This window comes from Aquihabitans sp. G128 (assembly GCF_019048865.1).
Taxonomy (GTDB): Bacteria; Actinomycetota; Acidimicrobiia; order Acidimicrobiales; family Iamiaceae; genus Aquihabitans.
In genome coordinates, this window is sequence record NZ_CP077604.1 from 1,047,876 (window position 1) to 1,066,609 (window position 18,734).

At 74.2% G+C, this 18,734-nt stretch carries 12 protein-coding genes and 1 pseudogene; 7 read left to right on the forward strand and 6 right to left on the reverse strand.

The window, feature by feature from the left end:
- Nucleotides 1-8: 8 nt before the first annotated feature.
- Nucleotides 9-908 (reverse strand): 5'/3'-nucleotidase SurE, encoded by a 900-nt coding sequence (locus KSP35_RS04860; protein ID WP_216999429.1) that lies wholly within the window; start codon nt 906-908, stop codon nt 9-11.
- Nucleotides 909-1,053: 145 nt separating this feature from the next.
- Nucleotides 1,054-2,770 (reverse strand): annotated as a pseudogene (locus tag KSP35_RS04865) (amidohydrolase family protein).
- Nucleotides 2,771-2,873: 103 nt separating this feature from the next.
- Here KSP35_RS04865 and KSP35_RS04870 point away from each other — a divergent pair.
- Both KSP35_RS04870 and KSP35_RS04875 read left to right on the forward strand, forming a co-directional pair.
- On the forward strand, nt 2,874-3,440 hold the full coding sequence (locus KSP35_RS04870; protein ID WP_216999431.1) for a TetR/AcrR family transcriptional regulator: 567 nt from the start codon (nt 2,874-2,876) through the stop codon (nt 3,438-3,440).
- A gap of 50 nt (nt 3,441-3,490) precedes the next feature.
- Nucleotides 3,491-4,567 carry a M14 family metallopeptidase gene (locus KSP35_RS04875; protein ID WP_216999433.1) on the forward strand — a complete coding sequence of 359 codons (1,077 nt, stop codon included), beginning with the start codon at nt 3,491-3,493 and terminating at the stop codon, nt 4,565-4,567.
- Nucleotides 4,568-4,587: 20 nt separating this feature from the next.
- Here KSP35_RS04875 and KSP35_RS04880 read toward each other — a convergent pair whose 3' ends face one another.
- Nucleotides 4,588-6,465, reverse strand: a complete 1,878-nt coding sequence (locus tag KSP35_RS04880; RefSeq protein ID WP_254126991.1) for a carboxyl transferase domain-containing protein — start codon at nt 6,463-6,465, stop codon at nt 4,588-4,590.
- Between the two features lie 579 nt (nt 6,466-7,044).
- Complete coding sequence (locus tag KSP35_RS04885) at nt 7,045-7,692, reverse strand: RNA polymerase sigma factor (protein ID WP_216999437.1); 648 nt, start codon at nt 7,690-7,692, stop codon at nt 7,045-7,047.
- A gap of 113 nt (nt 7,693-7,805) precedes the next feature.
- On the opposite strand from KSP35_RS04885, the gene KSP35_RS04890 reads away from it, so the two are divergent.
- A complete protein-coding gene (locus KSP35_RS04890; protein WP_254126992.1) occupies nt 7,806-8,522 on the forward strand; it encodes a PIG-L deacetylase family protein in 717 nt (238 codons plus the stop codon).
- Between the two features lie 10 nt (nt 8,523-8,532).
- Here KSP35_RS04890 and KSP35_RS04895 read toward each other — a convergent pair whose 3' ends face one another.
- The gene (locus tag KSP35_RS04895) at nt 8,533-9,846 is read right to left on the reverse strand and encodes an alpha/beta hydrolase (RefSeq protein WP_216999441.1); all 1,314 of its coding nucleotides are present in this window, start codon (nt 9,844-9,846) and stop codon (nt 8,533-8,535) included.
- A gap of 58 nt (nt 9,847-9,904) precedes the next feature.
- Here KSP35_RS04895 and KSP35_RS04900 point away from each other — a divergent pair, with 58 nt between their 5' ends.
- On the forward strand, nt 9,905-14,344 hold the full coding sequence (locus KSP35_RS04900) for an EAL domain-containing protein (protein WP_216999443.1): 4,440 nt from the start codon (nt 9,905-9,907) through the stop codon (nt 14,342-14,344).
- A 37-nt stretch (nt 14,345-14,381) separates the two neighbouring features.
- Here KSP35_RS04900 and KSP35_RS04905 read toward each other — a convergent pair whose 3' ends face one another.
- A complete protein-coding gene (locus tag KSP35_RS04905) occupies nt 14,382-15,212 on the reverse strand; it encodes a GntR family transcriptional regulator (protein ID WP_371748675.1) in 831 nt (276 codons plus the stop codon).
- Here KSP35_RS04905 and KSP35_RS04910 point away from each other — a divergent pair.
- The 3 genes from KSP35_RS04910 (at nt 15,197) to KSP35_RS04920 (ending at nt 18,682) form a co-directional block, all read left to right on the forward strand.
- Nucleotides 15,197-17,473, forward strand: coding sequence for an aconitate hydratase (locus KSP35_RS04910; RefSeq protein ID WP_216999447.1), 2,277 nt, complete (start codon nt 15,197-15,199; stop codon nt 17,471-17,473). The two genes, KSP35_RS04905 and KSP35_RS04910, sit on opposite strands and share 16 nt — an antisense overlap.
- The gene (locus KSP35_RS04915; protein WP_216999449.1) at nt 17,473-17,997 is read left to right on the forward strand and encodes a hypothetical protein; all 525 of its coding nucleotides are present in this window, start codon (nt 17,473-17,475) and stop codon (nt 17,995-17,997) included. The genes KSP35_RS04910 and KSP35_RS04915 overlap by 1 nt, the downstream gene beginning before the upstream one ends.
- A gap of 70 nt (nt 17,998-18,067) precedes the next feature.
- The gene (locus KSP35_RS04920; RefSeq protein ID WP_216999451.1) at nt 18,068-18,682 is read left to right on the forward strand and encodes a hypothetical protein; all 615 of its coding nucleotides are present in this window, start codon (nt 18,068-18,070) and stop codon (nt 18,680-18,682) included.
- Nucleotides 18,683-18,734 lie beyond the last annotated feature (52 nt).

The following is an 18,734-nucleotide window of genomic DNA, read 5'->3' on the forward strand; positions in this document are numbered from 1 at the left end:
TTCCGGTCTCAGGGGTTGGCGGAAACGGGCGACAAGGTGGCGAAGCCGGCCGTGAACTCCGTGATGTCGCCCGCGGCCTCGTCCGCCGGGTCCGTCCCGCTGCAGTCCTGGGTGCCCTTCAGGGCGTCGCCGGCCTTGCCGTCCAGGTCGGTCTCGGTCTCCACCAGGTCGCGGACCTCGCCCGTGGCGCACGACGGGACGTTGAGGTTGGTGACCGCCGCCGGCTCGTCGCCGGCCTCGATGGCCTCGCGGTGCTGCTTGACCCAGTCGAGGACGAACGGCACCGCCGCGTCGTAGTCGACGGGCTGGCCCAGCCCGGAGCTGGTGGCCAGGGCGGGCACGCCGCGGGCGACCGCGGCCCGGGCCGCGCCGACCGTGCCCGAGGCGTTCACGAGCGGGCCGAGGTTCTGGCCCTCGTTGATGCCGGTGATGACCAGGTCGGGGTCGAGGCCGAGGTCGTCGTAGGCCGCCCGGATGGTGTCGGCGGGGAACCCGTCCACGGCCTTGGCGGCGAACCCGCTCTTCAGCTCGACGTCGGACACCGCGAGGGTGCCCTCCGTGGTCTTGCCGCCGGTGCCGCTGCGCTGGTCGAGCGGGGCGACGACGGTGACCTCGACGTCGTCGAGCGTCTGGAGCCCGTCGACCAGCGTCGAGATGCCCTCGGCGGAGTAGCCGTCGTCGTTGCTCACCAGGATCTTCAGCGGCTCGGACGCCGGAGCGGCGGTGGTGGTGGTGCTGTCGGTGGGACCGGCGGCCGTGGTGGTCGATCCGGCGGGCGCCGCTTCGGTGGTGGTCGCGGCCTTGGCGTCGCTCCCGTCGGAGCTGCACGCCCCGAGCAGGAGCAGGGCGGCCGCCGCGAACGGGGCGAGGGCACGGGTGGCCGGGCGGTGGTGGTGCAGGACGGTCATCGGGGAGCCTCCGGGAGGTGGGTCGGGTGGGCGACGGAGCGGGGGCGTCGCGGTGTCGGTTGGAGTGGGTGGACGAGGCGCGCGGACGCCGGAGCGCAGCGCCTGAGGCCGAGCCGGGCTCGCCGGGCCCGGGCGGGCCGGATGGTCAGCGGGCGCCGCGGAGGAGCCGGCCGGGGTGCTCGCCGGTGGCGACGCCGTCCTGGAACGTGACCGCCCCGGACTTCACGGTGGCCAGGTAGCCCTGGGCCTGCTGGAGCAGGCGGCGCCCGCCGGCCGGCAGGTCGGCGTGGACCCGGGGCGGGTCGAGGCGGAGGCCCTCGAAGTCGATCACGTTGACGTCGGCCACCATGCCCGGAGCCAGCACGCCGCGGTCGCCCAGGCCGTAGAGCGCAGCCGTGTCCCGGGTCTGGCGGGCCACCACGAACTCCAGCGGCAAGCGGTTGCCCCGTGGCCGGTCGCGCACCCAGTGGGTGAGCATCCACGTGGGCATCGACGCGTCGCAGATGGTCCCGACGTGGGCGCCGCCGTCGGCCAGGCCGAGCACGGCGGCGGGGTGCAGCAGCATCTCGCGTGGAGTCGGAGTGGCCGTCGCTGTAGTTGAGGATCGGCAGGTAGAGCAGGCCCTGCCCGCCGTCGGCGAGCATGGCGTCGAGCGCCACCTCCAGCACCGAGCGCCCGCTGGCCGCCGCCACCGAGGCCAAGGTGTCCTCGGGGCCCGGCTCGTACTGCGGCGGGTCGCCCAGCAGGTACGTGTTGTGCGCGGCGTGGGCGAGCTGCTCGGCGGTGGCCGGATCGGGCTCCCACCCGAGCACGGCGGCGCGGCCCTCGGCCGAGCGGAGGCGGGCGACCTTCTCCACCAGCGGCCGCCCAGCCAGCTCCTGGTAGGCGGGCACCGCGTCGAGGAAGGAGTAGGTGGTCTCGAAGCCCGACAGCAGGCCGGTGGGCCGGCCGGCCACCTGCGGGACCAGGCGCACGCCGTCGGCGGCCGCCGCGGCCGACGCGCCGAGCATCTCGCGCCAGAGCTCCGGGGCGGCGTCGACCTGGAGCATGGCGAAGGTGACGGGGCGGCCCACCCGCTCGGCGAGGCGCCGCATCCAGTCGACCTCCTTCATGGGGGCCACGATGTCCTCGCCGGCCACCCCGGTGGGCGCCAGCTCGAACACGCCGGTGCCCAGCTCACCGAGCACCTGGCCGATCCCGAACAGCTCGTCCTCGGCGGCGTAGGTGCCGGGCACCGGCTCGCCGTCGATGGCCCGGTGGGCGATGGTCCGGCTGGTGGAGAAGCCGAGGGCGCCGGCCTGCACGGCCTCGCGCACGATGGCCGCCATGGCGGCGATGTCGTCGCTCGACGCCGGCTCGTTGCGGGCGCCGCGCTCGCCCATGACGTAGGCCCGCACCGCACCGTGGGCGATCTGCGTGCCCACGTCGACGGTCCACTGCCGCCGGTCCAGGGCGTCGAGGTAGTCGGGGAACGTCTCCCAGTCCCACGTGAGGCCCTCGGCCAGCGCCGAGCCGGGGATGTCCTCGACGCCCTCCATGAGCCCGATCAGCCAGTCGTGGCTGTCCGGCTTGGCCGGCGCGAAGCCCACCCCGCAGTTCCCGGTGACGAGCGTGGTGACGCCGTGCCACGAGCTGGGGGCCAGCTCCTCGTCCCAGGTGGCCTGGCCGTCGTAGTGGCTGTGGATGTCGACCCAGCCCGGGGTCACCAGGGCGCCGTCGGCGTCGAGCTCGCGAGCCCCGCGACCGGGCACCTCGCCCACGGCGGTCACCCGCCCCCGGTCGATCGCGACGTCGGCCGTGCGCGCCGGCGCACCGGTCCCGTCGACCACGTTGCCGCCGCGGATCACCAGGTCATGGCTCATGGTTCCCCTTCTCGCCGATCCCCTGAGCGGCGCACGCTGAACAGATTACGAGATCTGTACAGTTGTGGCAATGGTCACGAGCTCGGGGCGCGAGGCTGCACGCGTGCCCACCACCGAGGAGCAGCTGCTCCACGCCGCTTCGGAGTGCATCCGCCAGCAGGGCATCCGGCGCACCACCATCGAGGAGGTCGCCCGGGTGGCGGGTGTGTCTCGCGGCACCGTCTACCGCTACTGGCCGACCAAGGAGGCGCTCGTCGCCGCCGCCTTCAGCCGGGCCACCGCCGAGTTCGTCCAGGAGAGCGTGGCGGTGATCGACGCCGAGCACACCCTCATCGACCGCATCGTCGCCAACGCCAACCTGGTGCGCACCTACGTGCCCGACCAGGCGCTGCTGGGCCTCGACGAGACCGAGCCGGAGACCGTCGCCCTCCTCCTCACCCGCGACCTCCCGCTCCTGATGGTCCCGTGGATCGAGCTGTGGGTGCCCTACCTCGAGGCGGCCCGCGACGCCGGCGAGGTGCGGGCCGACCTCGACGTCCGCCGCGCCGCCGAGTGGCTGCTCCGCGTCCTCGTCACCACCGTGACCACCCCTGCCGTCACCGTCGACCTCGACGACCCGGACGACCTCGCCGCCTTCCTCCGCGCCCACCTCGTCGCCGGCCTCGCCTGACCGGGGCTGGTCCCTGCGGGTGGAAGGAGGGATCGGTAGCGTTTCGGGGCATGAGCGTGGGCGAGGGACTGGCGGCGGGGTACGACGCAGCGAGGGCGCGGTTCCTGGCGGCGGCCGATGCCGCAGGCGCCGTGGTGCAGAGCCACCCGTTCCCCGACCGGGGCCCGTCCGGGGAGGAGCTGGCGGTCGACGTCGCGTGGCTGGGACCGGCCGACGCCGCCGACGTGATCGGCATCGTCTCGGGCACCCACGGGGTGGAGGGCTTCGCCGGCTCGCTGTGCCAGTCGCGCTGGCTCGAGGCGCACGGCCGGGCCCTGCTGCCCGACGGCACCGCGGTGCTGCTCGTCCACGCCATCAACCCCTACGGCTTCGCCTGGGTCCGCCGGGTGAACGAGGACAACGTCGACCTGAACCGCAACTTCGCCGACTTCGACGACCCCCCGGCGAACGCCGGCTACGACGAGCTGGCCGAGGCGCTGGACCCGCCGTCGCTGTCGCCCGAGGCGCTGGCCGTGGCCGACACCGCCCTGCTGGAGTACGCCGGCGCCCACGGCATGGACGGCGTGCAGGCGGCGGTCAGCGGGGGCCAGTACCACCACCCGACCGGCATCTTCTACGGCGGCAGCGGCCCGGTGCGGTCGCACCGGCTCCTGCGCGAGCTGGTCCGGACCCGCCTGTTCGACGCCCGCCGGGTGGTGCTGCTGGACCTGCACACCGGCCTCGGCGAGCGCGCCGAGGTCGAGCTCATCTCCCACGCCGTCCCCGGCACCCCCGACTACGAACGGGCGGTGGCCTGGTGGGGCGACCGCGTGGCGTCGAACACCGCCGGCGACTCCGTGAGCGCCGACCTCGCCGGACAGTGGATGGCGGCGGCGGAGGCGTGGCTGGCGCCCATCGAGGTCACGTCCATCGCCCTCGAGTGGGGCACCGTCGACTCGATCACCGTGCTGCAGGCGCTGCGGGCCGACAACTGGCTCCACCACCACGGCAACCCCACCGGTCCGGAGGCCGACCCCATCAAGGCCGACCTCCGCGCAGCCTTCGCCCCCGACGACCCCGAGTGGGTCGCCGCCGTCTACGCCTGCTTCACCACGGTCCTCGACCAGACCTTTGCCGCGCTGGCCTGACCGGTCGCCGCGCCCGCGACCTACCAGGGGTCGATGCCGGGCCGCTTCTTGCCGGTCCGGGGCGCCGGGGGCGGGGCGGCCGCGAAGGCGGCGAGGACCCGGTCCCGCGTCTCGGCGGGGTCGATGACGTCGTCGATCTCCAGGTGGGCTGCCAGGTTGAGCGCTTGGCCGTGGCGGTAGGCCGCCTCCACCATGTGGTCGAAGGCCGCCTGGCGCTCGACGGGGTCGGCGATGGCCTCCAGCTCAGCCCGGAAGCCCAGGCGGACCGCACCCTCGAGGCCCATCCCGCCGAACTCGCCGGTGGGCCAGGACACCACCGTGACCGGCGCCTTGAAGCTGCCCCCGGCCATGGCCATGGCGCCCAACCCGTAGGCCTTGCGCAGCACCACGGTCACCAGCGGCACGCTCAGCGAGGCGCCGGAGACGAACAGGCGTGAGAATCGCCGCACCTGGGCGGTCTCCTCGGCCTCGGGGCCCACCAGGAAGCCCGGCGTGTCGCACAGCGAGAGCACCGGCAGGTCGTGGCCGTCGCACAGCTGCAGGAAGCGCGCCGCCTTGTCCGCCGCCGGCGCGTCGATGGCCCCGCCCAGCACCGCAGGGTCGTTGGCGATCACCCCCACCGCCTTGCCCGCCAGGCGGACCAGGGCGGTGACGATACCGGTGCCGTACCCCCGCCGCAGCTCCAGCACGGAGCCCTCGTCGGCCAGGCCGTCGATCACCCGCCGCACGTCGTAGACGGTCTTGCGGTGCTCGGGCACGACGTCGCGCAGGGCCTCGGGGTCGGGCACCGGCCCTGCGGCCACCGGGCCCTGGAAGTACGACAGGTACTGCTTGGCGACGGCCACCGCCTCGGCCTCGTCGGCCACGGCCACGTCGACCACGCCGTTGGCCACCTGCACGTCGATCGGGCCGACCTCCTCGGGCCGGAAGACGCCGAGGCCGCCGCCCTCGATCATCGCCGGGCCGCCCATGCCGATGTTGGCGTCGGCCGTGGCGATCACCACGTCGCAGCAGCCCAGCAGCGCGGCGTTGCCGGCGAAGCACCGGCCGGCCACCACGCCGACCAGCGGCACCAGGCCGGACAGGCGGGCGAAGTGCTCGAAGGCCCGGGTGTCGAGCCCGGCGATCACCGGCACGTCGGTGTCGCCCGGCCGCCCGCCGCCACCTTCGGCGAAGAGCACCACGGGGAGCCGCAGCCGCTCGGCCAGCTCGAAGAGCCGGTCCTTCTTGTGGTGGTTGCGCTGGCCCTGGGTGCCGGCGAGCACCGTGTAGTCGTAGGCCGCCACCGCGCAGCGGGCCGCCTCGGCGCCCACCTGGGCGGCGTTCACGGTGCCGATGCCGGTGATCAGGCCGTCGGCCGGCGTGCGGGCCTGGAGGTCGTCGCGGCTGCGCCGGGCCTCCTGGGCGGCGAAGGCGAAGCCGCCGTACTCCTGGAACGAGCCGTCGTCGCACAGGTCGGCGACGTTCTCGCGGGCGGTGCGCTGGCCCCGTGCGTGGCGCTTGGCCACCGCCTCGGGGCGGGCGTCGTCGGCCAGGAGCGACCGGCGCCGCCGCAGCTCTGCCAGGTCGGCCCGCTCCCCCGCTACAGCCGCTTCTGCCGCCTGCCCGCCGGCCGCCGGGTCCTCGACGCCCACCGGGCCCAGCACCAGGAGGGCCTGCCCGGCCACCACCGCGTCGCCCTCGGCCACCGCCACCGACACCACCCGGCTGCGTGCGGGGGCGGTGACCGGGTGCTCCATCTTCATGACCTCGAGCACCACCACCGGCGCCCCGGCCTCCACCACCGCCCCCACCGCCACCGGCAGCCCCGCCACCGTGGCCGCCATCGGGCTGGCGATCGCCGTGGCGGCTTCGGTGCGGGGCGTCTCGGGCTCGGCCATGGCGGTCAGGACTACCACGCCCGCCATCGGCCCCTGGACGACGGGGCCACCCCGGCGCGACCAGAACCCCGGGCTGGGACACTGGTCGCCCTCGCCGTCCCCCACCGACCACGCACGCGACCAGAACGACCCACCGCCGTTCTGGTCGCACACCGAGCGCACCGCGAGCCAGCCGCACCGCCCCGACGCGACCAGAACCCCGGGCTGCGACACTGGTCGCCCTCGTCGTCCCCCACCGACCACGCACGCGACCAGAACGACCCACCGCCGTTCTGGTCGCACACCGAGCGCACCGCGAGCCAGCCAACCACCCCGGCGAGACCAGAACCCCGGGCTGGGACACTGGTCGCCCTCGTCGTCCCCCACCGACCACGCACGCGACCAGAACGACCCACCGCCGTTCTGGTCGCACACCGAGCGCACCGCGAGCCAGCCAACCACCCCGGCGAGACCAGAACCCCGGGCTGGGACACTGGTCGCCCTCGTCGTCCCCCACCGACCACGCACGCGACCAGAACGACCCACCGCCGTTCTGGTCGCACACCGAGCGCACCGCGAGCCAGCCGGACCGGCGGGGCGGCGACCGGTCGAGGCGGCTCAGCCGGCGAGCGGGAGGTCGAGGGCCGGGTCGGCACGGCGGGCCAGCTCGTCGACGACGCAGGCCCGGCCGCGAGCCAGGCGGGAGCGGACCGTGCCGACCGGGACCCCGAGCACCTCGGCGATCTCCGGGTACTCGAGGTTGCACAGTTCGCGGAGCACGACCGTCGACCGGTACGCCTCGGGCAGGGCGGCGAGCACGTCGTCCACCAGCAGCCGGTCGGCCACCGCTGCGCCCACCTCGCGGGCCGGGTCGGTGGGCTCGACCACCGCGCCGTCGAGCTCGGGCAGGCCCACGATCGGGCGTCGGCGGCGTCGGCGGAGCTCGTCGAGGCAGGCGTTGGTGGCCACGCGGTAGGTCCACGTGGACAGGCGGGACCGGCCGTCGAACCGGGGCAGGCCCCGGACCACGGCCAGGAGGGCCTGCTGGGTGGCGTCCATGGCATCGGCCTCGTTGCCGGCGATGCGACGACAGACGTTGGTGATCACCGGCTCGACGCGGCGGAGCAGCTGGTCGAGCGCCCGCCGGTCACCGGCCTGGGCGGCCCGCACCAGAGCCGCCTCGTCCAGGCCTCGCACGGCGCGGGCGTCGAGCGCGGACGCTGCCGGACACGGGGCAGGCGGGGCGAGCAGGGTGGTGCAGGTCATGGCTCGATCCTCCGGCGGCACAGCCGGTGGCGCCGCTGGGGGATCCCCCCAGGTCCTCCTGGGCGCCCCCCACCGTGCCAGGCTGCGACCGTCGCCGAACCAGGAGGAGCGCCGTGGCCAAGCTCGAGATCGTGCCCGAGGACTGGGAGCGGGCCCTCGCCGTCGTCGCCCACCCCGATGACCTGGAGTACGGGGCCGCCGCCGCCGTGGCCCGGTGGACCGACCAGGGCAAGGCCGTCAGCTACCTGTTGGTGACCTCCGGCGAGGCGGGCATCGACACGATGGCGCCCGACGAGTGCGCCCGGGTGCGCCAGGACGAGGAGCGGCGCTCGGCGGCGCTCGTGGGCGTCGACACCGTCGAGTTCCTCGCCCACCCCGACGGTCTCGTGGAGGCGTCGATCGCCCTCCGGCGCGACCTCGCCACCGCCATCCGCCGCCACCGGCCCGAGGTCGTCCTGTCGATCAACTTCCGCGACTCCTGGGGCGGCCCCAGCTTCAACCACGCCGACCACCGGGCCACGGGCGTCGCGCTGCTCGATGCCGTGCGGGACGCCGGCAACCGCTGGGTCTTCCCCGGAGCGGGCGGCGAGCCGTGGAGCGGCGTGCGCTTCGCCCTCTTCAGCGGGGCCCCCGATGCCACCCACGGCGCCGACGTCACGGCGACGGTCGATCGGGGCATCGCCTCCCTCCGGGAGCACCGGACCTACCTCGAGGCCCTCGATCCCGGCAGCACCGACGACCCCACGGCCTTCCTCCGGGCCAACGCCGAGGCTGCCGGCCCCCGGCTCGGCGTCGCCGCCGCCGCCACCTTCGAGCTGATCGCCCTCTAAGCGGTCCCGCTCAGCGCGTGGCCTCGGCGGTGTCGGCGGTGTCGGCGGTGTGGCCCTCGCGCACGCGGACGGCCTCGAGGAAGCGGTGCACGGCGCCGGACGAGTAGATGGTGCGGGGCGAGTCGAACACCTCGAAGGCGTGCTGGGCGCCGGGCAGCTCCGCGTAGGCCACCGGCTGCTTGGACTCGGCGCGGAGCATCGCCACGAACGAGCGGGCCTGCTCCACCGGCACGAGGCCGTCGTTGGTGCCGTGGACCACGAAGAACGGCGGGGCGTCGGGGCCCACCCAGCTCATGGTCGACGCCTGCTCCCAGCGGTCGCGGTCGTCAGCCAGCTTCGACTTCAGCACCACGCGGGCGAGCATGCCCTCCATCGACGCCAGGCCGGTGCCGTCGCGGTTGGTCCAGTCGTAGACCCCGTAGAACGGCACCGCCGCCCGGACCGAGGTGTCGGCCTCCTCGAAGCCGGGCTGGAACTCGGGCTCGTTGGCGCTGAGGGCGGCGAGCGAGGAGAGGTGCCCGCCCGCGGAGCCGCCGGTGATGCACACGAAGTCGGGGTCGCCGCCGTGGTCGGCGATGTTGGCCTTGACCCAGGCGATGGCCCGCTTCACGTCGACGATGTGGTCCGGCCACGTGGCCCGGGGGCTGAGGCGGTAGTTGATCGACACGCAGACCCAGCCCCGGTCGGCCAGGTGGGCCATGAGCGGCATGGCCTGCTGGTCCTTGTTGCCGATCACCCAGCCGCCGCCGTGCACCTGGAGCAGCACCGGCGCGCCGGCGTCGAGCGGCAGGTCGGGGCGCTTCCAGATGTCGAGCTGGTTGCGGCGGCCGGCGTCGCCGTAGCTCAGGCTCGGCCCGCTCACGTAGCCCTTGCGCCAGTTGTGCAACGGGCCCTGCACCAGCCGGCGGCGGGTGAGCTCGACCTCGGGGTGCGGGGCCATGGGCGACTCGCCCTCGTCGAGCTCGTCGCCGAGGCCCTCCTCCAGCGCGTGGTCGAAGACCTCGCCCGCCTGCATCGACGTCTTCCAGACCTCCCGGAGGGCGTACCAGGAGGCGGCGGAGAGGCCGAGGCCCAGCCACCCCTCCTTCGACCGCAGCGCGCCTCGCTTGACGAAGCCGGCGGTGGCGAGCGCCTGCCAGCCGATCACGTGCAACGGGAGCTCCGAGGTGAGCCACCCCGGGAAGAAGGTGAAGGTGCCCACCCGGCCGCGCCGCCCGAACGGCTTGCGGGCGTTGGCCGTGTTGAGCGCCCCGGCGGCGGACACCGCCAGGAAGCGCCGGCCGGTGCGCTGGACGTCGTCGGTGGTCCGGGGTGCTCGGGTCATGGGAGCCATTCTGTTCGCTCGCCTACCCTTCGCGCCCATGGGGTGGAGGAACCGAACGATGGCGGCCCACGGCACGGCGGTCGCGCTGGCCCTCGCGCTGGTGCTCGCCGCCTGCAGCTCCGGCGACGGCGGGAGCGACGCGGCTCGACCCACCCGCACCACGAGGACCACCGCAGTGCCCGACCGCCCGGCACCGCAGCCCGGACGACCGGCGCTCGATCGGCTCTCGGTCTCCACCAGCGGCCGCCCCCGCGTGGTCGACGCGAAGGGCAACACGGTCACCCTCCGGGGCGCCAACCTCAACGCCCTCGGCGACTACTACCAGGACGACCCCGACCTGCCGCCGGTGGAACCGCCGACCGCGGCCGACTGGGACGCGATGGCCGCCCACGGCTTCGACGTGGTGCGCCTGATCGTGCACTGGTCCAAGCTCGAGCCCACCCGTGGGGAGCTGGACCAGGCCTACGTTTCCCAGATCCGCCAGGCCGTCCGCTCCGCCGGCGCCCGCGGCATCTACACGGTGATCGACTTCCACCAGGACGCCTGGGGCAAGTACATCGCCAGCCCCAAGGGCACCACGTGCGGGCCGGGCACCGAGCCCGCCATCGGCTGGGACGGCGCCCCGGAGTGGGCCACCATCACCGATGGCGCCGACACCTGTCGCCCGACGGGCTCCCGCGAGGGCGCACCGGCCGTGAAGGCCGCCTTCGCCAACTTCTACCGGAACACCGACGGCATCCGCGACGCCTACGCCGCCACCGTCACGAAGGTCGCCAAGGCGTTCGCCGACGACCCGATGGTCGCCGGCTACGACCTGTTCAACGAACCGAACAAGGTGCTGAAGGACAACGACGAGAGCTCGGCGCGCTACACCGACCTGCTCGACAGCCTCATCACGGGCATCCGTGCCGCGGAAGAGGCGGCCGGCGGCTTCCCGCACCTCCTCTTCCTGGAGCCCATCGTGCTGTTCCCGCTCGGTGGCACCATGCCCACCGAGGACCTCGTGGACGACCCGAACATCGTGTTCGCCCCGCACAACTACGCCGAGGTCATCGTCGACATCCTGTCGGTGGAGCAGACCTTCTCGATCAGCGCCAGCGCCGCCGAGGACCGCGGCTGGCCGCTGTGGATCGGCGAGTACGGCGTCTTCTCGAAGAGCCCGGACGACCTGGACGTGCTGCGCCGCTTCGCCGCCGAAGAGGACCGCCGCCTCGCGGTGGGCAGCGCCGAGTGGCAGTGGCGCCAGCGCTGCGGCGACCCGCACAGCATCGGGACGCCGGGTGGCGCGCCCGGTGACCCGCAGATCCACCTCAACGTGACCCGCTGCCCGGCCGACACCGACGACGGCCCGAACGACGAGCTCTTGGCGGTGGTCGGCCGGGCCTACGCCCCGCGCCCCCGGCGAGACCACCAAGGTGGTCTCCGGCCCGGACGGCCGGTTCGCCATCGAAGGCGAGGCGGGCACCGATCCCGGCGGCCGCCTCGTGGTTTGGGTGCCCGGCAGCATCGGCGTCGCTCCGGAGGTCGACGGCCTCGCAGGCGTGAAGACCACGAAGGTGCGGGGCGGCGCTTACGTCGAGGCCACCGCCACCGGCGGGCACTGGTCCCTGGCCCTCGGTGCCGCGCCCTAGGGGACCGGGCCCCGGCCGCGTGGCCGGCGCGGTGCTGCCGAGGGCGCACGAGGTGGGCCGAAGGTGGGTTCGGGAACCCCGAACCTTCACCGGGGCAGCCCTTCAGGCCTCGGCTCCGGCGGCCGAAGGAGGTGGTGGCTCGGGAGGGGGTCACCATCACCATGCAGCTCGACCGGCCCGCCGGCTGGACCAACCCGCAAGCCACCGCCGTCGCCCGGCAGGCCGCCCGCCCGACCGGCCGGACCGCCCCGCGCCCGACGCCGCCGATCGCCGCCGGCGTCCTCGCCGCGAGCGTCCTCGCCTCCCTCGCCGCCGTCCTGGTCCCCGGTGCACCCGGTCGAGGGCCGGGGATGCTGGTCGCCCTGGCCGCCACCGTCGCGGTCGCCCTCTCGGTCCACCGGCGCCGGCCCGCCACCGCGCCGGCCTGGCTCCTCGTGGCCGCCGGGCGGCTGCTCTCGGCGGCGGCGGGGCTGGACCGACCGGGCCGGGCCGTCGACGGCTCGACGGCGCCGCACCTGCTCAACGCCGTCGGGTTCGCCCTCACCGCATGGGGCCTCGTGGTCCTGGCCCGCCACCTCACCCGCGTCTGGGACCGGACCCGTTGGATCGACTCCTGCGTCGTCGCCCTGGCCATCGGCCTCGCCGGCAGCGCCGCGCTCGCCCACCCCCACCTCGGGGCCGGCACCGGGTGGCTGGGCCAGTGGCTCACCCCGCTCCAGCCGGCGGTCGACCTGTTCCTGGTGCTCCTCGCCACCCGGTCGATCCTGGCCGTGCGATCCCGCCCCCTCGTCCTCCGGCTGCTCCTGGGGTCGCTCGTGGCGCAGGCGGTGGGCGACCTCGGCGTCCGGTGGCTCGCTCCGGCGGGCCTGGGCCTGCCGGCCCGGACCGGTACGGCCACGACCATCGTCGCGGCCGCGCTGCTCGGCGCGGCCGCCGCCCACCCGGGCATCGCCACCACCCCGAGGAGCACGGTGGCGTGGCGCCGGCTCGGCGTCGTGCGCTTCGCGGTCCTGGTGGCCAGCTCGGTGCTGCCCCTCGCCGTCCTGGTCGGCCTCGCCGCCGCGGACCGGTCGTCGACCGCCGTCGTCGCCTACCTCGCCACGGGAGCGGCCGTGATCGGCGTCCTGGTCCTGGTGCGGGTGAGCGGCCTGGTCTCCTACGCCGACGCCCTGGCCGACGATCGCCACCGCTCCCGCTTCGAAGCGCTCGTCGAGAGCTCCCACGACGCGGTGGTCGTGGTCGACCGCTCCGGGCTCGTCGGGTGGGCCTCCCCCGCCGTCACCGCCGTGCTCGGTCCGGCTCCCGACGAGGTCGCCGGCCGACCGCTCGACGCCCTCGTCGGCCACCGAGCCGCCAACGAGCTGTCCGGGTCGCTCGATCGCCTCCGCTGGACGGTGCGCGGCACCACCGTGGACGTCCGCTTCAGCCTGGACCCGGAGCCGGGCACCGACCGGGAGCGCAGCATCGAGGGCGTCGCCACCAACCTGCTCGACGACCCGGCGGTCGAGGGCGTGGTGGTGGTCGTCCGCGACGTGACCGATCGCATGGAGCTGGAAGCCCAGCTGCTCGACCAGGCGTTCGTCGACCCGCTCACCGGCCTGGCCAACCGGGCGCTGTTCCGCGACCGCGTCGAGCACCGCCAGGCCCGGGTGCGCGACGGCGACGGGCGCGGACCGGCCGTGCTGTTCGTCGACCTCGACGACTTCAAGGTGGTGAACGACAGCCTCGGCCACAGCCGCGGCGACGAGCTGCTCGCCATCGCCGGCCGGCGCATCGCCGAGGCCCTCGCCCCGGGCGACACAGCCGCCCGGCTCGGCGGGGACGAGTTCGGCGTGCTGCTGGAGGACACCACCGAGGCCGAGGCCCACCTGGTCGCCGACCGCATCCTCCAGCTGCTCGCCGTGCCGGTGCTGCTGGGCGACTTCCCGGTGGCCGTCGAGGCCAGCATCGGGGTGGCGCTCGCCCGCTCGGCGGCCGAGACCGCCTCGATCCTGCTGCGCAACGCGGACCTCGCCATGTACGAGGCCAAGCGCGAGGGCAAGGGCCGGGTCCACCTCTTCCACGAGGAGCTGCACGAACGAGAGCTCCGGCAGTTCACCTTCCGCACCGAGCTCGGCGCCGCCCTCGATCGGGCCGAGCTCTCGGTCGTCTACCAGCCGATCGTCGACATGGACACCGAGGCGCTGGTGGGCGCCGAAGCCCTGCTCCGCTGGCACCACCCCCTCCACGGCACGATCAGCCCGCTCGACTTCATCCCCGTCGCCGAGGCCACCCGGGCCATCGTCCCGATCGGCCGCTGGGTGCTGCAGGTGGCGTGCGAGCAGCTGGCCGAGTGGACCCCGACCCTGGGGCCTCTGTCGATGGACGTGAACGTCTCGGCCGTCCAGCTCCTCGACCCCGGCTTCACCGACGACGTGGCCGCCGTCCTGGCCGCCACCGGCGTCGCCCCCGAGCGGCTGGTGCTGGAGCTGACCGAGTCCATCCTGGTCCAGGACGCTCGCGCCGCCCACGACGTGCTCGACGGGCTCCGGGCGCTGGGCGTCCGCCTCGCCATCGACGACTTCGGCACCGGGTACTCGTCGCTGGCCTACCTGCAGAACTTCCCGATCGACATCGTGAAGATCGACCGCACCTTCGTGAACCAGCTCGGCCACGACGGACGCAGCCGGGCCCTGGCCCAGAGCATCATCGCCATCGCCGGGAGCCTCGGGATCGACACCATCGCCGAGGGCATCGAGACCTCCGAGCAGGCCGCTGCGGTCTCGGCGCTCGACTGCCTGCGCGGCCAGGGCTTCCACTACAGCCGCCCGGTCGAGCCCGCCGCGTTCCTGGCCCTGGCCCACGCCACCGCCGCCGTCGTCGACTGACGGGCGACACCGACACCGACACCGGTGCCGCAGGCGGCTACTCGACCAGTCGGAGGCCGCCCGGGGCGATGGACGCCGCCGGCGGGTGGGCCAGCTCGACGATGAACTCGGTGCGGTGGGCGGGGAAGACGTACTCGCCGAGCAGCACGGGCGCCCCGTCGGCGTCGACGGTGGTGCGCTGGCAGACCAGGACCGGGGCGCCGACGGGCACCGCCAGCAGGGCGGCGTCGTCGGCCGACGCGGCGTCGGCACCGATCACCTGCGTGGCGCCGCCGAAGGCGATGGGCAGGAGGTCGTAGAAGGACCGGGCCGCCACCAGCTCGGGGGTGAGCTCCGCCCCGAGCGCCTCGGGGCACCAGACCGTCACCCGGGCGAACGGCTCGCCGTCGGCCAGGTTCACCCGCCGCACGTTGAGCACGCGGTCGACGCCCAGTGCGGCACGGACGTGGGCTGGCGCCCGGACCACCGCGAAGTCGAGGATCCGTCGCTCCGACACCCGCCCCTCGGCCTCGAGCTGGGCCTCGATGGTGCCCAGCCGGGCCAGCGGCTGGCGCACCGCCTCGCCGGCCACGAACCACCCGAAGCCCTGCCGGGCATCGACCAGGCCCTCGGCCCGGAGGGCCTCCAGGGCCTTGCGGATGGTCACCCGGGAGGCGCTGTACGCTCCCGAAAGCTCGGATTCGGACGGCAGCAGCCGCCCAGCGGTGAACTCGCCACCCTCCACCCGTCCCCGGAGGTCTGCGGCGATGTCGCGGTACCGGATCGTGCGCACTTGTCTCATAGTTGTATGCTTTGCCTGGCGGCGCAAGCAGCCCCGCCGGAACCGACCCCGAAGACGCTGAGGTGAGCCTGATGGCCGTGACCGCATCCACCCCGATCGAGCTCGTCGAAGCGGTGTACGCCAAGCTCGCCGACCGCGTGGCCACGGGCCGCGAGCGCCTCGGCAAGCCGCTCACCCTCACCGAGAAGATCCTGGTCAACCACCTGCGCGACGCGCAGGACGGCGGCCTCGAGCGGGGCGTCAGCTACACCGACTTCGACCCGGACCGCGTGGCCATGCAGGACGCCACCGCCCAGATGGCCCTGCTGCAGTTCATGACCGCCGGCCTGCCGGAGGTCGCGGTGCCGTCCACGGTGCACTGCGATCACCTGATCCAGGCCAAGGTCGGCGCCCAGATCGACCTCGGCGTGGCCATCGACACCAACGCCGAGGTCTACGACTTCCTCGAGAGCGTGTCGGCCAAGTACGGCATCGGCTTCTGGAAGCCGGGCTCGGGGATCATCCACCAGGTCGTGCTCGAGCAGTACGCCTTCCCGGGCGGGATGATGATCGGCACCGACAGCCACACCCCGAACGCCGGCGGCCTCGGCATGGTGGCCATCGGCGTGGGCGGCGCCGACGCCGTCGACGTGATGACCGGCTACCCGTTCAACGTGCGCTTCCCCAAGGTCATCGGCGTGCACCTGACCGGCCAGCTCTCGGGCTGGAGCTCGGCCAAGGACGTCATCCTCGAGGTGGCCCGCATCCTCACCGTGAAGGGCGGCACCGGCGCCATCGTCGAGTACTTCGGCCCCGGCGCCGAGACCATCTCCTGCACCGGCAAGGCCACCATCTGCAACATGGGCGCCGAGATCGGGGCCACCACCTCGGTCTTCGCCTACGACGACACCATGGACGCCTACCTGCGGGCCACCCGCCGCGAGGCCATCGCCGACGCCGCCAAGGGCGCCGCCGCCGACCTGCGCCCGGACCCCGAGGTCTACGCCGACCCGGCCAGCTACTACGACCAGGTCATCGAGATCGACCTGGACGCCCTGGCGCCCCTGATCAACGGCCCCCACTCCCCCGACTACGCCCACAAGGTCTCCGAGATCGGCGCCACCGCCACCGAGAAGGACTGGCCGCTGGAGATCAGCGCCACCCTCATCGGCTCGTGCACCAACTCGTCCTACGAGGACATCACCCGGGCCGCCTCCATCGCCCGCCAGGCCTCGGCCAAGGGCCTCAAGGCCAAGACCAAGCTGCTCATCACCCCCGGCTCGGAGCAGGTCCGCGCCACGATCGAGCGCGACGGCCTCCTGGCCGACCTCGAGGCCATCGGCGGCGAGGTGCTGGCCAACGCCTGCGGCCCCTGCATCGGCCAGTGGTCCCGGCCCGACATGGACCCCGGCACGGTCAACACGATCGTCAACTCCTACAACCGCAACTTCCCGAAGCGCAACGACGGCTCGGCCAACACGCTGAGCTTCGTGACCTCGCCGGACACGGTCATCGCCATGGCGCTCGCCGGCCGGCTCGACTTCAACCCGGTCACCGACACCCTGACCACCGAGGACGGTGAGGAGGTGCTGCTCGACGAGCCCGTCGGCATCACCCTCCCGGAGGCCGGCTTCGACCCGGGCGAGGACACGTTCGTGGCCCCGCCCGCCGAGCGGTCCGACGTCGACGTCGTGGTGTCGCCCACCTCGGACCGCCTCCAGCTGCTCGAGCCCTTCCCGGCCTGGGACGGCAACGACTTCGTCGAGCTCCCGCTGCTGCTCAAGGCCTACGGAAAGTGCACCACCGACCACATCTCCATGGCCGGCAAGTGGCTGAAGTACCGGGGCCACCTCGAGAACATCTCCGGCAACCTCTTCGCCGGCGTGATCAACGCCTTCACCGAGGCCGACGGGACCGGCAAGGACCCCATCGACGGCGAGACCCGCACGTACCCCGACATCGCCAAGCACCTCCACGAGGCCGGCGTCTCCTGGGTCGCCGTCGGCGACGAGAACTACGGCGAGGGGTCGTCGCGCGAGCACGCCGCCATGGAGCCCCGCTTCCGGGGCGCCAAGGTCATCCTCGTCCGGAGCTTCGCCCGCATCCACGAGACCAACCTCAAGAAGCAGGGCGTGCTGCCGCTGACCTTCGCCGACCCGAGCGTGTACGACCAGATCGAGGAGGACGACAAGCTGTCGTTCCTCGGCCTCGCCGACCTGGAACCCGGCAAGCCGGTGTACTGCGAGATCGTGAAGCCCGACGGCACCAAGGTCGCCTTCGAGGGGCTGCACACCATGAACGACGAGCAGATCGGCTGGTTCCGCGCCGGCGGCGCCCTGAACATCATCCGGGCCCGGGCGGCCCACTGATGGCGGGCAAGCGCAACCCCTCGTCGTCCTCGGCCACCGCCGCGCCGGCGGCGGCCGACGGCACCACGCCGGTCGACCCGAACGTGGCGCTCTTCGCGTCGTACATGAAGGCCGACGCCCAGAAGGAGCGCGACGCCAAGAAGGCGGCCCGCGAGGCGCGGCAGGAGGCCGAGGCGGCCCAGCAGCTCGTGGCGGCCAAGGACGCCGCCGCCGCCGAGGTCAAGCGCCTCCGCAGCCACGAGGGCGTGAGCGCCGAGGAGCGCGCTGCGGCCGACGCGGCCTACAAGGCGGCCCTCGCTGCCGTCGTGGCCGCCGAGACCGGCGCCGCCCCCGCCTGGGCGCCCCCGCCGCCCGAGCCGGAGCCCGAAGCCGCTGCCGACACCGACGCGGCCGAGACCGATGCGGCCGACGAGGCGGAGCCGTCCAGCGACGCCGACGGCGAGGCCGACCCCCAGGCCCCCAGCGACGAGCCGGTGGCCCATGCCGAGGCGCCCGCCGAGGGCGACCCGGCCACCGACGCCTAGCCTCCGGGGTGCTCCTGCGCCGCGTGGCGCGGTCGCTAGGTTCCGGGCCTCGGCGGCCGATGGAGGACCCATGCCCACACGACGGACCACGCGGATCGGCCTCCTGGTCGCGCTCCCCCTGCTGCTCGGCGCCTGCGGGGTGTCGACCCGCGACGGCGGCGCCGCCGCGTCGGCACCGCTGGGCGGGTCCGGCTCGGCTGCGCCCGCCACCACCTCGACGGCACCCGCGCCGGACGGCGGGACCACCGGCCCCACGTCCACCACCGTCGAGCGCGGCCTCAACCCCACCCAGCGCCAGATGGCCGCCACGATGACCAAGACCTACACCGACCTCGGCCTCGACCCCGATGACGCCCGGTGCCTCGGCGAGGCCATCGCCCGCGACTACGGCGACGTCGACCAGGCGAAGGTCCTCGACCTCATCTCCTCCTGCGGCATCAGCACCTCGGACCTGGCACGGATCGCCGGCGAGATGGGCGCCACCACCCCCGCCGACGGGGCCAAGGCCGGCCTCACCGCCTCGCTCGAGAGCCAGGGGCTGTCGGAGGAGGACGCCACGTGCGTCGCCGACGCCTTCGTCGCCGAGCACGGCGTCGACATCACCGCCGCGCAGGATCCGGCCGTCGTGAAGGACCTGCTCGAGGGGTGCGACGTCGACCCGTCGGACCTCCGGCCCGGTGGCTGACGTCCCGGCACACCCCCGTCGACCTCGCCCATCGGGGCCATCGCGCCGACCT